The sequence below is a fragment of the Francisella salina genome, from assembly GCF_000219045.1.
Classification (GTDB): Bacteria; Pseudomonadota; Gammaproteobacteria; order Francisellales; family Francisellaceae; genus Francisella; species Francisella salimarina.
Window position 1 is genome coordinate 839174 of sequence record NC_015696.1, and the last position, 17309, is coordinate 856482.

Consider the following 17309-nt stretch of genomic DNA (forward strand, 5'->3'; position numbering starts at 1 on the left):
GGAATCTAACTATTTGGACTTATAATATTAGCTACACTAACGCGAATATCTTTCTGCTCAGGTTTTGGAATATATTTTATGCGTTTAAATACGATTTTTAGAGCTTGCCAGTGAATTAGATAGATAACTTTGAAAGTTAGAAGTGGAGATCTAAAAAATTCTTTGACTAAGTTTATACTTGATAAAGGTTTGATTTGACCATTAATTGCTGTACCAAGTTGGAGCTGATTATTATCATAGTAATTGATAATAACTTGATTTTTTGCATTATTATCAAAATCAAGTGCGAAGTTGAATTTATAAAAGCCTTGTCTTGGGTAAAATGGCGATACATGAAATATTTTTTCTGCTTTGAACCATGTTTTATCTGTAATTTCGTTGCCATTGTCGTGGCAAATATAGCTATGAGTTTCTTTGAATGTGTTGTTGACTTCAGCTATCATAGCTATAAGTTTTTTTTCACTATAGCAAAGCCAAAAGCTAACGGGGTTAAATAGGTATCCTAGAACTCTAGGCATAGTCATCAATTTGTTTTCATCATATTTAAGGTTGTGCTGGTCTAATAAATTAGTTGCCCATTTTAGACTACTTGAACCATCTTTTAGGCCATGATCCTTATCATAGAAAGAATACAAGTTAGGTTTATTGATACTAAAAAAACTAGTCTTACTTTGCTTAAGATTAAGCATATCCAAAATAATATAATATGATTTATATCTAAAAGAATTTTGCTTTGGATGATGTCTCTTATGAAAAACTTTTGAGCTTAAGATAAAGTTTTTTACCATGGAGTTTTGATTCCTAATTTATTTGCAACATTTACTGCACTAAGTATACCATCTTCATGGAAACCATAGCGTAGATAAGCTCCACAATAGTATGTGTTGTTAAGCCCTTGGATTTTATCAAAGTCTTTTTGAGCTTGAATGGCTTTTTTATCAAAAACAGGATGATCAAAAGTATGTTCGTTGATGATTTTTTGTGGATCAGGTTTTTGATCCGGGTTAACTGTAACAAAATAATCTATATTAGTATCTAATGGTTGAAGATTATTCATCCAGTAGCTAAGTGAAACTACATTACGTTTGTCTTTAGTTTCAGCACTTAGATAATTCCAGCTTGACCACGCAGCTTTGCGTTTTGGCATAATACTAGCATCTGTATGTAATATTACGGAGTTTGGTTGATATTTTATGGCGGATATAAGTTTTTTTTCATCACTGTTGGCATCACCTAATAGTTCGAGAACTTCATTGGAATGGCATGCAAAAATAACCTTATCATATTCTATGGTGTTATTGTTGATATCAGTTATCAAAGTTCTATGGGTTCTAGTTACATTGGTAGCTTGGGGTGCAAATTTAACATTAGCAGATTTTAGTTGAGTTATGATTTTGTCAACATATACTTTGCTACCGCCTTTGACTGTGTACCATTGGACTGGTTTGGTAGTTGTAAGTAGCCCATGATTATCAAAAAATCGAATAAAACTAAGGGCAGGAAAATCATACATCTTTTCTAATGGAGTGCTCCAAATACATGCTCCCATTGCTAGTAGATAATAATCTTTGAAGCAGTTACCAACATTTATAGATTCTAGATATTCAGCAAGGCTTATATTTTTATCAAGAGTATTGTTTTCAAGATGCTGTCTTGAGATCTTATTAAATTTTAGAATATCTTTTATCATTTTATAGTAACTTGGTCTGAAAATATTTGACCATTGAGCGAATAAACTTTTGATACTACTAGATCCATACTCAAACTTACCATTTTTGATAGATACACCAAAAGACATATTGCTCTCAGCGACGGGCACATTTAAATGTTTGAACAGTCTCGATAAGTGATAATACGTATGGTAGTTAAAGACAATAAAACCAGTATCTACAGTGATGCTATTTACCTCTAATGTACGAGCATGACCACCGTAATAATTATTTTTTTCGTACAGAGTAGTGTCATATTTTTCTTTGAGAAGATAACTGACGGCAAGTCCAGATATTCCACTTCCTATTACTGCTATTTTTTCCATATTTTAAATTGATTATAAGAATTTTAGTTAGTTACAAGAGTAATTTTTAAATTTTAAAAAGCATAGTTAAAAATTGTTAATGTAATGGTAGTGACACCTCTACAATTAAACCGTGAGGTTCGTTATTGGTGGCTGAGATATCGCCATTATGAAGGTGTATAATTTTTCTTACAAGAGAAAGTCCCAGACCATTGCCTATTTGGCTGCGGCTTTTTTCTTCACGAAAGAATCTTTCAAAAATCTTATCAATATTTTCTTCATTTACACCAATCCCTTGGTCGGTAAATGTGATGATATATTTTGAGTTCTGGATTTTTGTAGAAATTGTTATTTCAGTATTATCTTTTGAGTATTTATAGCTGTTGTCTAGGATATTTGTAATACTTTGGAAAATAAGATTTTTATCGGTATTTAAATTTTTTGAAATAACAGAGATATCTAATTTGATATTCTTTTGTTCAAACATTGGTTCATAAAGTTCAATAGCATCATCGATAATTTTTTTTACATCAGAATTTTTTTTGAGTAAGTTTTCACGACCATGTTCAAGACGATTAAGTCTTAGGATACTATTAAAGATATTAAGCAATTGATTACACTCTGCCAATGCCTCAGCGGTGTCATCATTTGGGCAAGTTTGCTCAAGGCTTTCAAGCTTGTTTTTTAAACGAGTTAGAGGAGTCTTTAGATCGTGAGCAATATTATTTGAAACGCTTTTGATATCTACCAAAAGCTCATCGATATTAGCAAGCAGGATATTGAGTATATTAGCTAAATTACTAAGATCATCCCAGCTTGTATCAGATTTGATTCTTTGGCTAAAGTTGCGAGTGTTAACAATAGAGGCAGCAGAGCTAGCTATAAAATTGATTTTCTTGACAACAAAAACACTGATCAAATAACTGATGATGACAACGCTTGCTGTACAGAAGATACCAATACTTAGGGGGATTATATGCTCAGTAACTCTATTACCAAGCGCGGAAAGAATTATATAAATCCAAGATGCTATACTTAAACCTAAAAGTATTGTAAAAAGCACTGCCATTTTAAAGCTTGAGCTAATTATATACCTACGTTGAATAGTGTCGTTGAATTTATTCTTGGATGACATATCCAAAGCCTCGTATAGTTTTTATAGGATCTGGTAGACCATTCTCAGTGAGCTTGTTGCGCAAGCGAGAGATATGTACTTCAACTACATTTGTCTGAGGGTCAAAGTCATAATCCCATACCTCTTTAAGTATCATCGTCTTGCTAACCACCTCATTTTTATGTTTAAGAAGTAGATGTAAAACTTTGTATTCTCTTTGTTGTAATAATATTAATTCATCATTGCGACGTACTTCATGAGCGAGTTCATCAAGAACTATATCTCCGCAGGTCAGTTTATGAGACTGTGCATCAGCAATTTGTTTAGTTCTTCTGTATAGAATATTAACACGAACGATTAACTCATCTATTGAAAACGGCTTAGTTAAATAATCATCACTACCTGATGTAAGACCTTGAATTTTATTCTCAGTGCTATCAAGTGCACTTAGAATAATCACAGGAATTGTTACATTTTGTTTACGTAAAATTTTTAGCAAAGATATTCCGTCTAAATACGGCATCATCCAATCTATAACAACCACATCATAATTATTGGTATTGATTAGGAATAGTGCTTCTTTGCCATCGTGAGCTAATGTTGTTTCAATACCATTTTCTTCAAATTTGGTTTTTATAAACTGAGCAATTTTTTTATCATCGTCAGCAACTAAAACTTTTGGTTTATCAGTCATTGAGTCTATATACATATTCAATTCACATACTATAATTATAGCTTATTAATAGTCATGTAACTTGAAAAAAATAGCTATAAAACTTATTTATAATTTTAGACTATTTGTGTATAAAATATTTACATCAAAAAGATGGAGGTTGAAATGAAGAAAATTCTAGCAACAATATTCGGTTTAATGGTTGTGTCGGGAGTATATGCTGAGAGTTATCAGATGTATGCAAAACCAGATGAAAAATCGAAAAAAATTATGACAGTTGATGATCAAAATCCTCAATTTAGAGCTATTTTTTCAAAGGGTAAATGGATTGAGATAGTTGATCAAAAAGATGGTGCTGTTGGTTGGGTAAAACAAAAACCTCAAAACAGTACGCAAGTACCTAATAATAAGCCTATAGAAAAGATGATGGCAGATTTTCAAAAGCAACAGCAGATGATAGATGAAAACTTCAACAGAACAATAGCAAACATTGATCAGAATATTGCCCAAATACAAGCTGAATCTAAAACATCAAAAGTTACTAAAAAGCCAGATGTGTATAAAGAGTTTAGTTCTATAACGATTAACTCAGATGGTAAAACTGCTAAAATTGTCAAAAAAACAGAAGATAGCACTGGAAAAGTCGAAACAGTAGAGAAGGAAGTACCGGCTGATCAGCTAAATACTATTAAAATCTAGCGTTAGATTTAATTTTACTATTGATGATGTTTGCAAATAATAAACCCTTATTTAATATCTTTTGTTTCTAAAGTGTTTTCAATAAGTTAAAATTACTGTGTAAATGCCACACCAGTCGGGAGTACATTATGTATGAAGAAGAGTTCTTATCAGAAAAATTACAGCATTTCACATTAGTAGACATTGCTCTTGTTAAAATAGTCTACTTCTTGGTGGGCTTGCTTGTAGCTACAAACTATCTAGTTCTAACTGAAGTGAGTTGGATTTTTTATTTATTAATGTTTTTAACGGCAGTATTTCCAATAGTGATTCATCTATTTTCATTTGAGGGATCATATATTGAGAAAGCTAGAATGTATCTAAAGACAAATAAGCCATCATACCAAGTTCTTCTTTTTTTTAGCCAGTTCTTCTTTGGATGTATGGTAGTTGTACTTGTTCCGGTATTAATATTAGTTCCTTGGTATGTTTATTGTATCTTGATAGTTATTCTTGCTATTAAGCCAATGCGTTCAAATATGTTTTGGTAGAGTGAGGTTATGGCATTGAAAAAAAGCACACACGATGGCCAAAAGGTTTACTCAAAATTGGTTTTAAAGGTTTATAACTTTTGGGTTTTGTTTTTTAATAATACTTTTTTATGGAAATGTAAGACTTCCAAGTTGCTTAAATTATACAAAACCAATGTCTCTAAAAATCATTTAGATATAGGTGTGGGCTCTGGATACTATTTAAAAAGAGTTAATAACCAGCTCCAACAAGTAACACTTATGGATTTAAACCCAACATGTTTGGATTATGTAGCAAAGGCTTTGCCAGCTAAAAGTGTTTTGACTTATAAGGTAGATATTCTTGAAGCTATTCCTGAGAAATTTCATTCCGAATTTGACTCTATATCATTTAACTATCTAATTCATTGTTTACCTGATAATGGTAACAAACAAGTTGTTTTTGAGAATGTTGCAAAGATGCTTAAATCTGAAGGTATAGCATTTGGATCAACTATCATTAATGACTATAGCTCAAATCTTGCGATTAAGGTGGCTAATAAATTTAATGACAAAGGAATATTCGATAATAAAAATGATACTTATGAATCGATAGAAAAATATATAAAGAATAATTTTGCTGAATATACTATAAAGCAAATAGGCTCAGTTTGTGTATATATTATGTCTAAACCTCTTAGATGATCTTTACTATTTATAATCAATAACATTCTTAATTATTTTTGTTATAATCGCTATATAGACAAATTATTCTGTTCACAAAAATAATGAAGAAAAAGCTTTTATTTGTAACTTTATCGGCAAGCTTAATTTTGTTGGGCTCATGTAGTAAAACAACTGTTGCTTATGAGGATCCAAATGGTGTAGATACAACATCTATTAATTTTAGTTCTACTGATTTGCAAGCTATTACAAACAAGATGACTGAAGATATGCTGAATTCACGAGCGGTTAAGAGAATTACTGCTATGGATACACCAACATTATTCTTTAGTAATATTCGTAATGAAACAAGAGAGCATATCAATACGACAATGTTATCAAATACAGTACAGACACAGATTATCAAATCTGGATTATTCCAAGTTACTGATATGTCTCAAATCAAAAATGTACGTGAGCAGCTTGGATATCAAGCTAATAGTGGTATGGTTGATCAAACTACAGCTACTAAGATTGGTCAGCATATTGGTGCTAGATATATGGTTTATGGTTCTATTCAAGATATTGATAATACTAATGTTGATGGAGATAAGAGATCTAAATTCTTCTTGGCAACATTGAAGATGATGGATCTAAAAACAGGTCTTGTTGTATGGCAAGATGATAAGCAAATTCGTAAATCACAGACTAAATCAACATTTGGCTGGTAGTTAGATTTCAAAATGGTTATTTCAGAGTAGATCTGAAATTTCTTAAAACATAGGAGATAAAATACTATGAAAAAGAAAATATTAAGTTCATTAATTGTTTCATCATTATTAGTAAGTCCTTTAGTTGCTGCAGAAACAACTGTAGATACTAAATCTACAGCTGAGCAGTCGCAATCTGTTGATATGGGTTCAGATGTGTCTAATCTTAATAGTGCTATCTCATCAGATTCAAAAGCAGTTGCAACAACTGCAGAAGATAAGAGATCAGCAGAAGAAATATTAAGTGATGTAATGGAGAGTTATATCGATCAGAATAATCTTAGAGATAAATATGATTATGTTGGTTCTGCTATAGGTACAGCCTCTGTTAATCAAACAAATTCAAATTATGTCGACAGTGCTCAGTTGGCATTTGAGAAAGCTCTAATAAAAGCACAGGCAGAATACATATCATTTATATCAGCAAATACAAAAGTTGATAAGAGTCTAAGCATAGATAGTACACAAGGTTCTAATGTAAATGACATTAATACAGATTCTGATAAGCCCAAAGAGGGTACTCAAGCTGCGATTGATGCTAAGCAACAAGCATTAGAAGAAGCAAAGCTAGATAAACAATTAAAAGATCAAGGTTTAAACCCAGATGATTTTGCAACACCAGATGAGAAGAGAAAAGCTCTTTTAAGCCAGCAAATGACAGTCAAAAGCTTGACTACAGGATTTGGTAACTTATCAGGTCTACTACCAATTAAGACTTTTGTTGTAGAAAAAAATGGTAATGCTGCTATTGGTGTAGTGGTTATTTATTCAGATAAAATTAAAGGAATGTTTGAGGATATCAAACATGGTAATGAACCTGTAATCGTTGGTAAAGGCGGACAATCTCCTTCTGACTTATATAAGGATAAGTCAGGTGAAGATATGATGGGTGATTATGGTATCCGTGTTGGTTTTGGGGAAGATAATAAGCCATATATCTTATCATATGGTCAGGGCTCGTATACAGGTCCAAAGCTTCAAGGAGTTTCAGCTGGAGATTATGGTTATAAGCAAGCTGAGATTATGGCAAGAGCAAATTTAGTTACACTAATAGCTGGACAAATGTCAACTAAAGAAGCTTTGACTATGTCTGAGGATATCTCTAGCACTCTTGCTAAAAATACTAAGACGCAGCAAACACGCAGAATAGATGCGACTGATATTGAAAAGACACTATCTACATATTACAAAACAAAAGCAAACCTAGATATTATTGGTCTTAAAACTGTTAAGAGATGGCGTTATAAGTTACCAAGTACAGAGAATACTGTATATGGTGTTGTATTAAAGTGGGATCCTAAGCAAGTAGCTACAGCAAATAAGATCAAAAACTTTAACTATGATGAGTATCGTAAACAAAATGCTAAAAGTACAGAAAGTGGAGAAACTTCGTTAAATGGTAAAGTAATTATTAGACAAAGTGATGATAATAAATATTTAAACCAGTTCTAGGATAATGTGATGCAAAAAATATTGATTTTTTTTTCTTTCTTACTGATTTCTATAGTTACTAATAATGCTTTTGCTGCAGATTCTGCTACAAATATTGTGTCTGATAGCTCAGCTAATTTGTCAAATAACTCATTAGATACTAATTCTGGAAGTACGCTTAAATATAAAGGCGTAGATGAGCGTAATAATCTTAAAATGTTCACAGTTGCTATATTACCTTTTGATACGAAAGGAGCAACTAATGAAAGTATTTACAGTGAGAAAGAGCTTCAAAAAGGACTTAATCAGAATATCATAGCTCAAATAACTCAATCACGTAAGTTTAGAGTATCAAATAGAGATGCTAAAGATGAGAAAGCTTATGAAGAGGAAATTAGACGTATAATAAATTCCAATGATACCAGTGAGAAAGCTAAGCTAAATCAAAGAATAGGCGCTGATTTTATATTAACTGGCGATATCCTGGGATTAAACATTAGTAAGAAAAAGAGTTCGTATTATGGAGAAGACTTTACAACATTGAATGTCTCAGCTAGTGTAGCTTATCGGATGATTGAGCTGGCTACGATGGAGGTTAAATGGTCGAATGTAGTTAGATTGCAAGTACCAGCAAATATCGCTAACGAGTATGCTAACTATGATAATGGTGATCACTCACAGATATTAAGCTATGTAGCTGAGCAAATCGGTCAAACAATATCTGAACAAATTGTTGGGGCTATATACCCTCTTCAAGTGTTAAAAGCAGATGATGGTGAAATTTACTTCAACCGTGGTGGTAATGGAGTCGTTAAGGCTAGTACTTATGAGATTCGCCAAGAAGGGGGTACTAGTGTTGATCCGGCAACAGGACAGCATATTGTCTTAGATAGTAAAGTTTTAGCAAAAGTACGAATTACAGATGTGATGCCTAAGTATTCTGTAGGTATTGTAATTGATGGTAGCTTATCTAAAGTACATCCAGGTTTACGTGCTTACCTATCCAAGTAGTATGAAAGTTAAAGTCTGTTTGTTATCTATTGTATGCTTAATAATTTCTAGCTGTGCGACATTCAGTGGTAGCCATCCTGATAAGGTAGAAACTGCCAAAGATGCTATTGAAACATGCAGATATAAGCCTATTGAAACTAAATTTGACAATGCTTTTAGTGGTGATGGTGTTAATGCTTCTATCGGTTTCTTAGAAACAGGACGTTTTGATCAGCTACTTGGTAAAACTGAACTATCACAAGCTAAATATACCAAGGCAACGGATTATGTTGCAAAGTCAGAAGCAGAAGCAAAAATAAGAGTTAGGAATATACTTAAAAATACTCAAGCTACTCTTTTAAGCGATAAAGAGAGATATTACTATATATCTGATTATGAAATTACTTTTTTATATGCTTATCAAGCACTAAACTATTTAAAACAGCATGACTTAGAAAATGCTGCTGTCAGTATTCGTAACTTATCATATGCACAATATGCCACTTATGAAGCAAAAGATTTAGCTGCTCAGACAAATAAAACCAGGTATGAAGAATTTAATCATGTTAATTCTAGACAGGTTTCATCAAATATATCTAGTTCAAAACAATATAGACAGTTAGTGAGTATAGCTGATAGAGTAAAAAACTCTTATGAAAATGCTTTTGGATATTATCTAGAGGCTTTGATATATCAGTCATACGATACCGATCTAAATAATGCTAACTTATCAATGAGTAATGCTCTAAGGGTTGTTCCAAATAATCCATATGTTAGAGAAGACTATGACGAAATTAAGAACGCTTTTGACACTGGTCATAATATCTATCCACAAGGGCAAGGTAAACTTGTTGTAATATATGAGAGTGGTTGGGTAGAGCCTATTAAAAAATTTGATATACCAATCGTGATATTTTTCCAACAAGCTGGAGTTCAAAAAATTTCGTTACCATACTATGGCTCTTATAGGTTAGCATCTAATGCCGATGTACAAATCTTAAAAGATAATAAGATTATTGATAAAGGCAAAACTGCACTATTGGTTGATACAACTGCAATGGCAGCTAAGTCATTATCAGATCAATATCCTGCGATTGTAACTAGAGAGGTTTTGCGTCTGGTTACAAAAACAGCTATTTCTGTGGCGGCTATTAGATCATCAGGTGACTATGCAGCATTGGCAGCAATTGGAACTTCGATGTATAATATGGCGACAACCCAAGCAGATCTCAGAAGTTGGAATCTTTTGCCCAAAAATGTTGATTTATTCTCTAAGAATTTAAGCCAAGGTGAATATACGCTCAAAATTAATAATAAAGATACAACTGTAACTATTATGCCTCAAAAAATAACTTTGGTATGGTTAACTAGTGAAGGTTGCTATCAAAGGATATTATTAAACGAAATTTTATAACATTGATTGTAAATAAGTTTTGAAAATTAATCTTTTAAAAATGCTCAAAAGTATTTTTTAGTTGTAATAATACATTCTGTCGAGAAATAAATAATTGCATAAGTTTCTATTGATTAATCCTATTCTTGAGAATATATTTAAAAGGTTAAATTTTTTTAAAATAAAGCTATTTAATAGTAAATTGGAGAAGATATGAGAATCTTATCAGTTCAAGATATGGCAAAAATAGTGCAGAAGCACGGCTTTGATAATTTTATTAAAGACCTAGTTGAATATACAAAACAAGACTTTATAAGATGGCAAGAGTTTGATAAATCACCAAGATATGCAGCTCATGTTCCGGGAGGTGTTCTGGAACTTATGCCAACTGCTGATAATAAATTATTTACATATAAATGTGTAAATGGGCATCCTGCAAATCCGTTTGAAGGTAAGCAGACAGTAGTAGCTACAGGTCAATTAAATGAGATTAAACATGGTTATCCATTACTTATATCTGAAATGACTGTTCTTACTGCTCTAAGAACTGCTGCTGCGACTGTCTTAGCAACAGATTATTTAGCACGTAAAGATAGTAAGACTATGACGCTAATAGGTACAGGTGCTCAAAGTGAATTTCAAACTTTAGCTCATAAATTAATCAGACCTATTAAAACAGTAAGATATTTTGACACAGATCCAGAAGCGATGAAAAAATATGCTAACAATATGAAAGGTGTTGATCTTGAATTTATCGCTTGTGATAGTGCTAAAGAAGCTTGTGAGGGTGCAGACATCATCGTCGTATGTACGGCTTGTAAACTTCATGCAATTGTTATTGAAAATGATTGGGTTAAAGAAGGTGTACATATAAGTGGTTTAGGTGGGGATTGTCCCGGTAAGACTGAGCTTGACATGGATATTCTTTTTAGAGGTAAAGTAGTTGTTGAATACAAAGAACAATCAATGATTGAGGGAGAAATCCAGAATTTATCACCACAAGAAGTTGAACAGGTTTTACATGCTGAAGTATGGGAAATTTTAACTGGTAAGAAAAAAGGTCGTGAAAATGATAAAGAAATTACCATCTATGATTCAGTAGGTTTTGCTGTTGAGGATTTCTCAGCACTTCGTCTTACTTTAGATTTAGCTGAGAAATATGATATCGGTAGCCAAATGGATATGGTACCACCGATTAAAGATCCTAAAAATTTATTTTCAGTATTATAGTATTGGAGTAATAAGATGAAAAAAGTAGAAGCTGTAGGAATAGCTATTGGTAATGCTGGCAGAGAAATTGGTTGTGGAAGAGCACCATACGCTTTGTTGAATGAACTAAGAGATAGACGTATAGATGCACAAATTATCAACTATATTGGTGGTAGGGCTGAAGTACCAACTATGGGTAAGTATTTTACTAAGGTTGCTCAGGCGGTATCTGAGATTCTTAAAGAAGGTAAGTTTCCTTTGGCTCTTGGAGGAGACCACTCATGTGCAATAGGTACATGGAGTGGGGTTTATGACTACCTTAAAGATCAGAAAAAAGAACTTGGTTTGATTTGGATTGATGCGCATATGGATAGCCATAGGCCAGAAACTTCTGAGACTGGTAATATACATGGTATGCCTGTAGCACATCTTTTAGGATATGGGCATGAGGAATTAACAAAAGTACTAAGTGATAATCCAAAGTTAAAGCCTGAGAATATTGTTTTCTTTGGAATTCGTTCTTATGAAAAGCCAGAAAGAGACTTTTTGGAAAAATTAGGAGTTAAGGTTTATTATCAAAGTGATTTAACCGATAGAAACTTTGAAGAGTTATTTTCACAAGAATTTGAACGTCTTGAGAAGATTACAGAGGGTAATGTCGGGATTAGTTTTGATTTAGATGGTTTAGATCCTACTAATCTTGATGCTGTAGGAACTCCAGTTGAAAATGGTATTGCCCCTCAGGTTTTTTACAAGACTATTGAAAAAATTAATTTTAATAGTTTGGTATGTTTTGAAGTGGCAGAATATAATCCCCTGATTGATAAAACAGAAATCTCTCTTAAATATATGTCAAAACTAATAAGATTAGTTGAAGGCAGTATAAAAAATCTAACTCAAAAATAGTTTATCTTTACAACATTTGATAACATTATCTTACAAGTTTCTCTTTATATATATCTGATGCATAGAAACAACCTTTTATTAATGACTGATAGTTATAAACATTCTCATCCTTATCAATATCCTAGTGATGCTAACTATCTTCATTTTTATTTAGAAAGTCGTGATACTGTAAATAGTGATTTAGGGGCGCATACTAGATTTTTTGGCTTACAGTATTACATCAAGAAATACTTATCTCAGCCAATTACACCAGAAATGATAGATGAAGCTGAAGAAATTCTAAAAGCTCATGGTTTGGTATTTTATCGAGAAGGCTTTGAGAAAGTCCTAAAAAAATATAATGGTTATTTACCAGTTAGGATTCGTGCTGTTAGAGAAGGAAGTTTAGTACCTTTACATAATGTATTGATGACTATAGAAAGTACTGATCCAGAGTTATTTTGGTTGCCTGGATTGCTAGAGACACTACTTTTAAAAGTGTGGTATCCAACAACAGTTGCAACAATCAGTTTTAATATCAAAAAACTAATCAAAGAGTATCTTCTAGAAACCGCAGATAATCTCGATAAGCTAGAATTTATGCTTCATGATTTTGGCTATAGAGGTGTTTCATCAGAAGAGTCAGCAGGGATTGGTGGAGCGGCACATCTGACTAATTTTCTAGGAACAGACACTTTGGCAGCATTACAAATTTGTAAAGAGTATTATCATGAAGATATGGCAGGTTATTCGATTCCTGCAAGTGAGCACTCAACAATGACTAGCTGGGGTATTGGTTCTGAGTGTGAGTGCCAAGCCTTTGAAAATATGGTTGAGCAATTTGGAGATAACAGTGTTTTCTATGCTTGTGTTTCTGATAGTTGGGATTTTAAACAAGCAATACAAACTTGGATTGATTTAAAAGATAAGGTCAAAGCTAAAAAAGCAAACTTGGTAATTAGACCAGATTCGGGAGATGCTATAGATAATATTTTATATGCGCTTAATGAATTAGAAAAGGCTTATGGTAGTAATGTAAATGCTAAGGGATATAAAGTTCTACAAAGGGTAGCTTTGATACAAGGTGATGGAGTGAGTCTTAGTTTAGCAAAGAGCATACTATCAGCGATGAAAACAAACGGGTTTTCTGCTGAGAATATAGCTTTTGGTATGGGTGGAGCATTGCTACAAGGAAATCATGAATCATCTATAAATAGAGATAGTTTCAAGTTTGCTATTAAATGCTCAGCAATCAAACGAGGGGATTCTTTAATTGGAGTTAAAAAAGAGCCTATCACAGATCCTACAAAGAAATCTAAACAAGGACGTCTAGATTTGATTAAAGATGCTAAAGGTAATTATCAAACAATAGTTCTAGATGATCAGTATGCTATAGGAGAATACCATAGCAACTCAATTCTTGAGACTTATTATGAGAATGGACAAATTAAATTTGAACAATCCTTGTCAGATGTGAGAAAATATACTTAAGTTAGGTATAAATGTAATTTATTTGTATCTATTGCTGTATCTGTATGCAGTTAATTTAATTAATCAATAAAGATAAGGAGTATCTACAATGTTAGAACATCATCCATTAGTTAAAGAATTCCCTGAGTTAAGAGATCAACTTCATAATATTAAAGAAGATCATCATATTAGTAATCAAATGAAAAAGTATGAAGATCTAGATAAGAAAATATATAACCTTGAAAGTTCTGGTATGTTTGAAGATATGCAATTAGAAGAGCTAAAAAAACAAAGACTAGAAATCAAAGATACTATCTACAAAGCCCTAAAAAGCTAATCATTGAATAATTTCTATATGAGATTTGATTCTTAAATAAATTACTTTTTTCTATAATTTCTTATAAAACTTTAGTTCTATTTAGTATATCTTTATAGTTATATGTTTATTACTTAGTTGTTAAGTATTTATTATATATTTTATAAAGAGGGTCTAATGTTAGTAACTAAATACCAAAAAATCGTTATAGCTTTGATAGTTTTAACTGGCGTATGTTCAGGCTTTGATATTGGAGTGATATCAGGGACATTACCTGTTATAAAAGATGAGCTATCTCTTAATCTTACGCAACTATCTGAGATAGCTGGTATTGTGTTTTTTGGAGCTTTGCTATCCAAACTAATATCAGGACCGTTAATGGATATCTTTAGTAGAAAAAATATTTTGGCTTTTGGGGCATTTCTATTTACAGTATCAATGATATTGATGATGATATCTAATACTTATACAACTTTGATGTTATCAAGGCTTCTACAGGGGGTGTCGATTGGGTTCTTGTTGACAGTAATTCCTGTTTATATTTCTGAAACTAGCGTAGCTAAGTTTAGAGGTAGGGCGATGGCTATATTTCAATTATCACTAGTTTCTGGAATTTTTTTGGCTAACTTTTTTGCAAGCTTATTTGTCGCAAGTTTTGGTTGGAGACTGATATTTGCTTGCGCTATCCCTTTTTCAATTTTACTTTTCATCACTAGCTTAATAGCACCATTTTCACCATCTTGGTTAATTTTAAAGGGTAGAAATGAACAGGCACTAACTATTAGTGAGCAATTAGCTCTCAAAGTTCAGCATTCATTAACCGAAAAAAATAAAACAGGTTTTGTTGAGTTTATTAAAATTGTTATCAAACAAAAATACTATTTATCTGTAATACTGATTAGTTTAATGGCAGTTTTAAATGGCTTTGTTGGTATTAATGTCTTTATAAGTTATGGTCCTACTATGTTTGGTCAACTCAGTAGTTGTAATAATTGTGATGCTACTTATTATGGAACAGCAATGACATTAGTCAATCTTATAGCTACTGTATTTGGCTTATTCCTTGTCGATGTTATTGGTCGAAGAAAACTTATTATTAGTGGGTTATTAATTTCATTTGTATCTATATTTACAATGATCTTTTGTATAACAGCTGGGTATAATAATTTAGGTCTTCTGATGTTGATTATTGTTGTATTCGGAGGAGCTGTAGGTCCTGGAGTGTGTATATGGTTGGTATTATCAGAAGTTTTACCTGTACATATACGTGGTATAGGGATATCTGTAGCTCTTGTTTCAAAAGCCTTAATAGAAAGTATGTTTATCTCGAGATTCTTAGATCTTACTCATAATTATGGTTATGCTCCTGTATTATATTTCATGGGAGCATGTATTGTTGTATTTATCTTTATTGTGTATAAGTTTTTGCCAGAAATGACAAATAAAGAGCTTATTTAAGATGTGCCACTAAATCATCAAGCTTATAGCTTGCAATATCTTTTTGTTTTGCATGATGCTCTTCTAAGAGTGCAAAGTCTGCATCAGCATAAGCACATAGATCGCCTTTTTCATTGAAAATATCAACTTTAATCCACACGGTAGTACGGCCTTTACGAATTACAGTGGTTTTGAAAATATGTGCTACTTTACTATAGGTTGGTTTTAAGTATTTGATATTTAAGTTGCGGGTCATACAAAATGACTTACTAATACTTAAAACATGTTTGCCAAGAATATCATCACATATAAGTGCGATAATACCACCATGAATAACATTATCCCAACCGACATGATTTGGTAGACATTTGAACTTTGTATACATATGTTCGCCAATATGATACAAAGGTAACTTCACACCAAGAGGATTCTTGGCTATGTCACTAAAGCAAGTAAAACTCCATAGAAAATCAATTGGTTTATAGTTATCTAGATTTATCATTTTAGTTTAACCTATTGGATATTTAGTTATTTTTATAATGTTCAGGATTATTGGCTGCTAACAAGCTTCAATAATACCAGCTGCGCCCATACCAGTACCAATACACATCGTAATCATAGCATATTTTTTACCAGTACGTTGTAGTCCATGTAATGCTTTGACAGTTAGTATCGTACCAGTCGCACCAAGAGGATGTCCTAAGGCAATAGCTCCACCACAAGGGTTAACTTTGGACTTATCAAGTTTTAAATCATTAATCACAGCTAGTGACTGAGCTGCAAAAGCTTCATTTAGCTCAATCCAGTCAATGTTATCGATATCTAAACCAGTTTGTTTAAGCACTTTTGGTATAGCTTTGATTGGGCCAATACCCATAATGCGTGGATCAACACCAGCTACAGCAAACCCCAGAAACTTACCTAAAGGTTTTAGGTTGTGCTCTTTTAGGTATTTTTCACTAACTAAAATTACAGCTGCAGCACCATCTGATACCTGTGAGCTATTACCAGCAGTCACAGATCCACCATTTGCAAAAGCAGGTTTTAGTTTAGCTAATGCCTCTAAAGAGGTATCTTTTCGAGCGCCTTCATCTTCAGTTATAGTTTGTTTGTGATTAATGATCTCACCAGTAGCTTCATCTGGTTTATTGTGATCAACATCTATAGGTAATATTTCATCTTTGAAATAACCGTTTTCAATAGCTTTGATTGCTTTTTGATGACTCTCAAGAGCAAAAGCATCTTGATCTTGTCGTGATACATTCCAATCTTTAGCAACCATCTCAGCAGTGATACCCATACCATAAGCTATGGCAACATTTTCATCTTTAGCAAAGATTTCTTTACTAAAAGACATTTTGTTACCACCAAAAGGAATCATACTCATACTTTCAACACCAGCACCGATAGCAACGTCGATATTACCTTGAGCAATCTCATTTGCTGCAATAGCAATTGACTGTAATCCAGAGCTACAATAGCGATTGATTGTAAAAGCAGGAACACTATTAGGTAGTCCTGCCAAAAGAGATGATATTCTTGCGACATTTAGCCCTTGTTCAGCTTCAGGCATCGCGCAACCGACAACTATATCTTCTATATCATTAGGGTTAATATTAGCTTCAGCGACAGTTTTTCTGAGTACATCTGCCAATAATTCATCAGGACGTTTTTTTGCAAAACCACCTTTTTTACCTTTTGTAACAGCAGAGCGTTTTGCAGCGACTATATATACGTTTTCACTCATGTCAATTACT

The 17309-nt window shown here is 32.6% G+C and carries 18 protein-coding genes; 12 read left to right on the forward strand and 6 right to left on the reverse strand.

Features of this window, described 5'->3' with window-relative positions; genetic code table 11:
* Positions 1 to 5: 5 nt before the first annotated feature.
* The 4 genes from F7308_RS04070 to bfpR all read right to left on the reverse strand — a co-directional run bounded on the left by F7308_RS04070 (position 6) and on the right by bfpR (position 3822).
* On the reverse strand, positions 6 to 788 hold the full coding sequence (locus F7308_RS04070) for a DUF1365 domain-containing protein (protein WP_013922581.1): 783 nt from the start codon (positions 786 to 788) through the stop codon (positions 6 to 8).
* Positions 782 to 2035 (reverse strand): NAD(P)/FAD-dependent oxidoreductase, encoded by a 1254-nt coding sequence (locus tag F7308_RS04075; RefSeq protein ID WP_013922582.1) that lies wholly within the window; start codon positions 2033 to 2035, stop codon positions 782 to 784. Before F7308_RS04075 ends, F7308_RS04070 begins: the two co-directional genes overlap by 7 nt.
* A 76-nt stretch (positions 2036 to 2111) precedes the next feature.
* Positions 2112 to 3149 carry a sensor histidine kinase gene (locus tag F7308_RS04080; protein ID WP_041263666.1) on the reverse strand — a complete coding sequence of 346 codons (1038 nt, stop codon included), beginning with the start codon at positions 3147 to 3149 and terminating at the stop codon, positions 2112 to 2114.
* Positions 3133 to 3822: a two-component system response regulator BfpR gene (bfpR, locus tag F7308_RS04085; protein ID WP_041263906.1), complete on the reverse strand. Its 690-nt coding sequence runs from the start codon at positions 3820 to 3822 to the stop codon at positions 3133 to 3135. The genes F7308_RS04080 and bfpR overlap by 17 nt, the downstream gene beginning before the upstream one ends.
* Before the next feature lie 144 nt (positions 3823 to 3966).
* Here bfpR and F7308_RS04090 point away from each other — a divergent pair, with 144 nt between their 5' ends.
* The 12 genes from F7308_RS04090 to F7308_RS04145 all read left to right on the forward strand — a co-directional run bounded on the left by F7308_RS04090 (position 3967) and on the right by F7308_RS04145 (position 15573).
* The gene (locus tag F7308_RS04090; RefSeq protein ID WP_013922585.1) at positions 3967 to 4500 is read left to right on the forward strand and encodes an SH3 domain-containing protein; all 534 of its coding nucleotides are present in this window, start codon (positions 3967 to 3969) and stop codon (positions 4498 to 4500) included.
* A 128-nt stretch (positions 4501 to 4628) separates the two neighbouring features.
* Entirely contained in the window at positions 4629 to 5030 is a 402-nt protein-coding gene (locus F7308_RS04095) for a hypothetical protein (RefSeq protein ID WP_013922586.1), read from the forward strand.
* A gap of 9 nt (positions 5031 to 5039) precedes the next feature.
* The gene (locus tag F7308_RS04100; RefSeq protein ID WP_013922587.1) at positions 5040 to 5693 is read left to right on the forward strand and encodes a class I SAM-dependent methyltransferase; all 654 of its coding nucleotides are present in this window, start codon (positions 5040 to 5042) and stop codon (positions 5691 to 5693) included.
* A gap of 83 nt (positions 5694 to 5776) precedes the next feature.
* Positions 5777 to 6382, forward strand: a complete 606-nt coding sequence (gene lpoB, locus F7308_RS04105) for a penicillin-binding protein activator LpoB (RefSeq protein WP_013922588.1) — start codon at positions 5777 to 5779, stop codon at positions 6380 to 6382.
* A 66-nt stretch (positions 6383 to 6448) separates the two neighbouring features.
* Complete coding sequence (locus F7308_RS04110) at positions 6449 to 7873, forward strand: DUF6844 domain-containing protein (RefSeq protein ID WP_013922589.1); 1425 nt, start codon at positions 6449 to 6451, stop codon at positions 7871 to 7873.
* Between the two features lie 9 nt (positions 7874 to 7882).
* Positions 7883 to 8863 carry a CsgG/HfaB family protein gene (locus tag F7308_RS04115; RefSeq protein WP_013922590.1) on the forward strand — a complete coding sequence of 327 codons (981 nt, stop codon included), beginning with the start codon at positions 7883 to 7885 and terminating at the stop codon, positions 8861 to 8863.
* A 1-nt stretch (position 8864) separates the two neighbouring features.
* The gene (locus F7308_RS04120; protein ID WP_013922591.1) at positions 8865 to 10256 is read left to right on the forward strand and encodes a COG3014 family protein; all 1392 of its coding nucleotides are present in this window, start codon (positions 8865 to 8867) and stop codon (positions 10254 to 10256) included.
* Between the two features lie 192 nt (positions 10257 to 10448).
* Complete coding sequence (locus F7308_RS04125; protein WP_013922592.1) at positions 10449 to 11465, forward strand: ornithine cyclodeaminase; 1017 nt, start codon at positions 10449 to 10451, stop codon at positions 11463 to 11465.
* Between the two features lie 15 nt (positions 11466 to 11480).
* Positions 11481 to 12350, forward strand: coding sequence for an arginase (locus tag F7308_RS04130; protein ID WP_013922593.1), 870 nt, complete (start codon positions 11481 to 11483; stop codon positions 12348 to 12350).
* 57 nt (positions 12351 to 12407) lie between these two features.
* Positions 12408 to 13820, forward strand: coding sequence for a nicotinate phosphoribosyltransferase (locus tag F7308_RS04135; protein WP_041263670.1), 1413 nt, complete (start codon positions 12408 to 12410; stop codon positions 13818 to 13820).
* An 88-nt stretch (positions 13821 to 13908) separates the two neighbouring features.
* A complete protein-coding gene (locus F7308_RS04140) occupies positions 13909 to 14136 on the forward strand; it encodes a YdcH family protein (protein WP_013922595.1) in 228 nt (75 codons plus the stop codon).
* A 156-nt stretch (positions 14137 to 14292) separates the two neighbouring features.
* Complete coding sequence (locus F7308_RS04145; protein ID WP_013922596.1) at positions 14293 to 15573, forward strand: MFS transporter; 1281 nt, start codon at positions 14293 to 14295, stop codon at positions 15571 to 15573.
* Here the strand turns inward: F7308_RS04145 and F7308_RS04150 are convergent.
* Both F7308_RS04150 and F7308_RS04155 read right to left on the reverse strand, forming a co-directional pair.
* The gene (locus tag F7308_RS04150) at positions 15566 to 16054 is read right to left on the reverse strand and encodes a PaaI family thioesterase (RefSeq protein WP_013922597.1); all 489 of its coding nucleotides are present in this window, start codon (positions 16052 to 16054) and stop codon (positions 15566 to 15568) included. The genes F7308_RS04145 and F7308_RS04150 overlap by 8 nt on opposite strands.
* Positions 16055 to 16111: 57 nt before the next feature.
* A complete protein-coding gene (locus tag F7308_RS04155) occupies positions 16112 to 17299 on the reverse strand; it encodes an acetyl-CoA C-acyltransferase (RefSeq protein WP_013922598.1) in 1188 nt (395 codons plus the stop codon).
* Between the last annotated feature and the right edge of the window lie 10 nt (positions 17300 to 17309).

Excerpts from the sequence above, each read along its gene's own strand:
- F7308_RS04070 (WP_013922581.1), bottom strand. The coding sequence starts at position 788 with ATGGTAAAAAACTTTATCTTAAGCTCAAAAGTTTTTCATAAGAGACAT.
- F7308_RS04075 (WP_013922582.1), bottom strand. The coding sequence starts at position 2,035 with ATGGAAAAAATAGCAGTAATAGGAAGTGGAATATCTGGACTTGCCGTC.
- F7308_RS04080 (WP_041263666.1), bottom strand. The coding sequence starts at position 3,149 with ATGTCATCCAAGAATAAATTCAACGACACTATTCAACGTAGGTATATA.
- bfpR (WP_041263906.1), bottom strand. The coding sequence starts at position 3,822 with ATGACTGATAAACCAAAAGTTTTAGTTGCTGACGATGATAAAAAAATT.
- F7308_RS04090 (WP_013922585.1), top strand. The coding sequence starts at position 3,967 with ATGAAGAAAATTCTAGCAACAATATTCGGTTTAATGGTTGTGTCGGGA.
- F7308_RS04095 (WP_013922586.1), top strand. The coding sequence starts at position 4,629 with ATGTATGAAGAAGAGTTCTTATCAGAAAAATTACAGCATTTCACATTA.
- F7308_RS04100 (WP_013922587.1), top strand. The coding sequence starts at position 5,040 with ATGGCATTGAAAAAAAGCACACACGATGGCCAAAAGGTTTACTCAAAA.
- lpoB (WP_013922588.1), top strand. The coding sequence starts at position 5,777 with ATGAAGAAAAAGCTTTTATTTGTAACTTTATCGGCAAGCTTAATTTTG.
- F7308_RS04110 (WP_013922589.1), top strand. The coding sequence starts at position 6,449 with ATGAAAAAGAAAATATTAAGTTCATTAATTGTTTCATCATTATTAGTA.
- F7308_RS04115 (WP_013922590.1), top strand. The coding sequence starts at position 7,883 with ATGCAAAAAATATTGATTTTTTTTTCTTTCTTACTGATTTCTATAGTT.
- F7308_RS04120 (WP_013922591.1), top strand. The coding sequence starts at position 8,865 with ATGAAAGTTAAAGTCTGTTTGTTATCTATTGTATGCTTAATAATTTCT.
- F7308_RS04125 (WP_013922592.1), top strand. The coding sequence starts at position 10,449 with ATGAGAATCTTATCAGTTCAAGATATGGCAAAAATAGTGCAGAAGCAC.
- F7308_RS04130 (WP_013922593.1), top strand. The coding sequence starts at position 11,481 with ATGAAAAAAGTAGAAGCTGTAGGAATAGCTATTGGTAATGCTGGCAGA.
- F7308_RS04135 (WP_041263670.1), top strand. The coding sequence starts at position 12,408 with ATGCATAGAAACAACCTTTTATTAATGACTGATAGTTATAAACATTCT.
- F7308_RS04140 (WP_013922595.1), top strand. The coding sequence starts at position 13,909 with ATGTTAGAACATCATCCATTAGTTAAAGAATTCCCTGAGTTAAGAGAT.
- F7308_RS04145 (WP_013922596.1), top strand. The coding sequence starts at position 14,293 with ATGTTAGTAACTAAATACCAAAAAATCGTTATAGCTTTGATAGTTTTA.
- F7308_RS04150 (WP_013922597.1), bottom strand. The coding sequence starts at position 16,054 with ATGATAAATCTAGATAACTATAAACCAATTGATTTTCTATGGAGTTTT.
- F7308_RS04155 (WP_013922598.1), bottom strand. The coding sequence starts at position 17,299 with ATGAGTGAAAACGTATATATAGTCGCTGCAAAACGCTCTGCTGTTACA.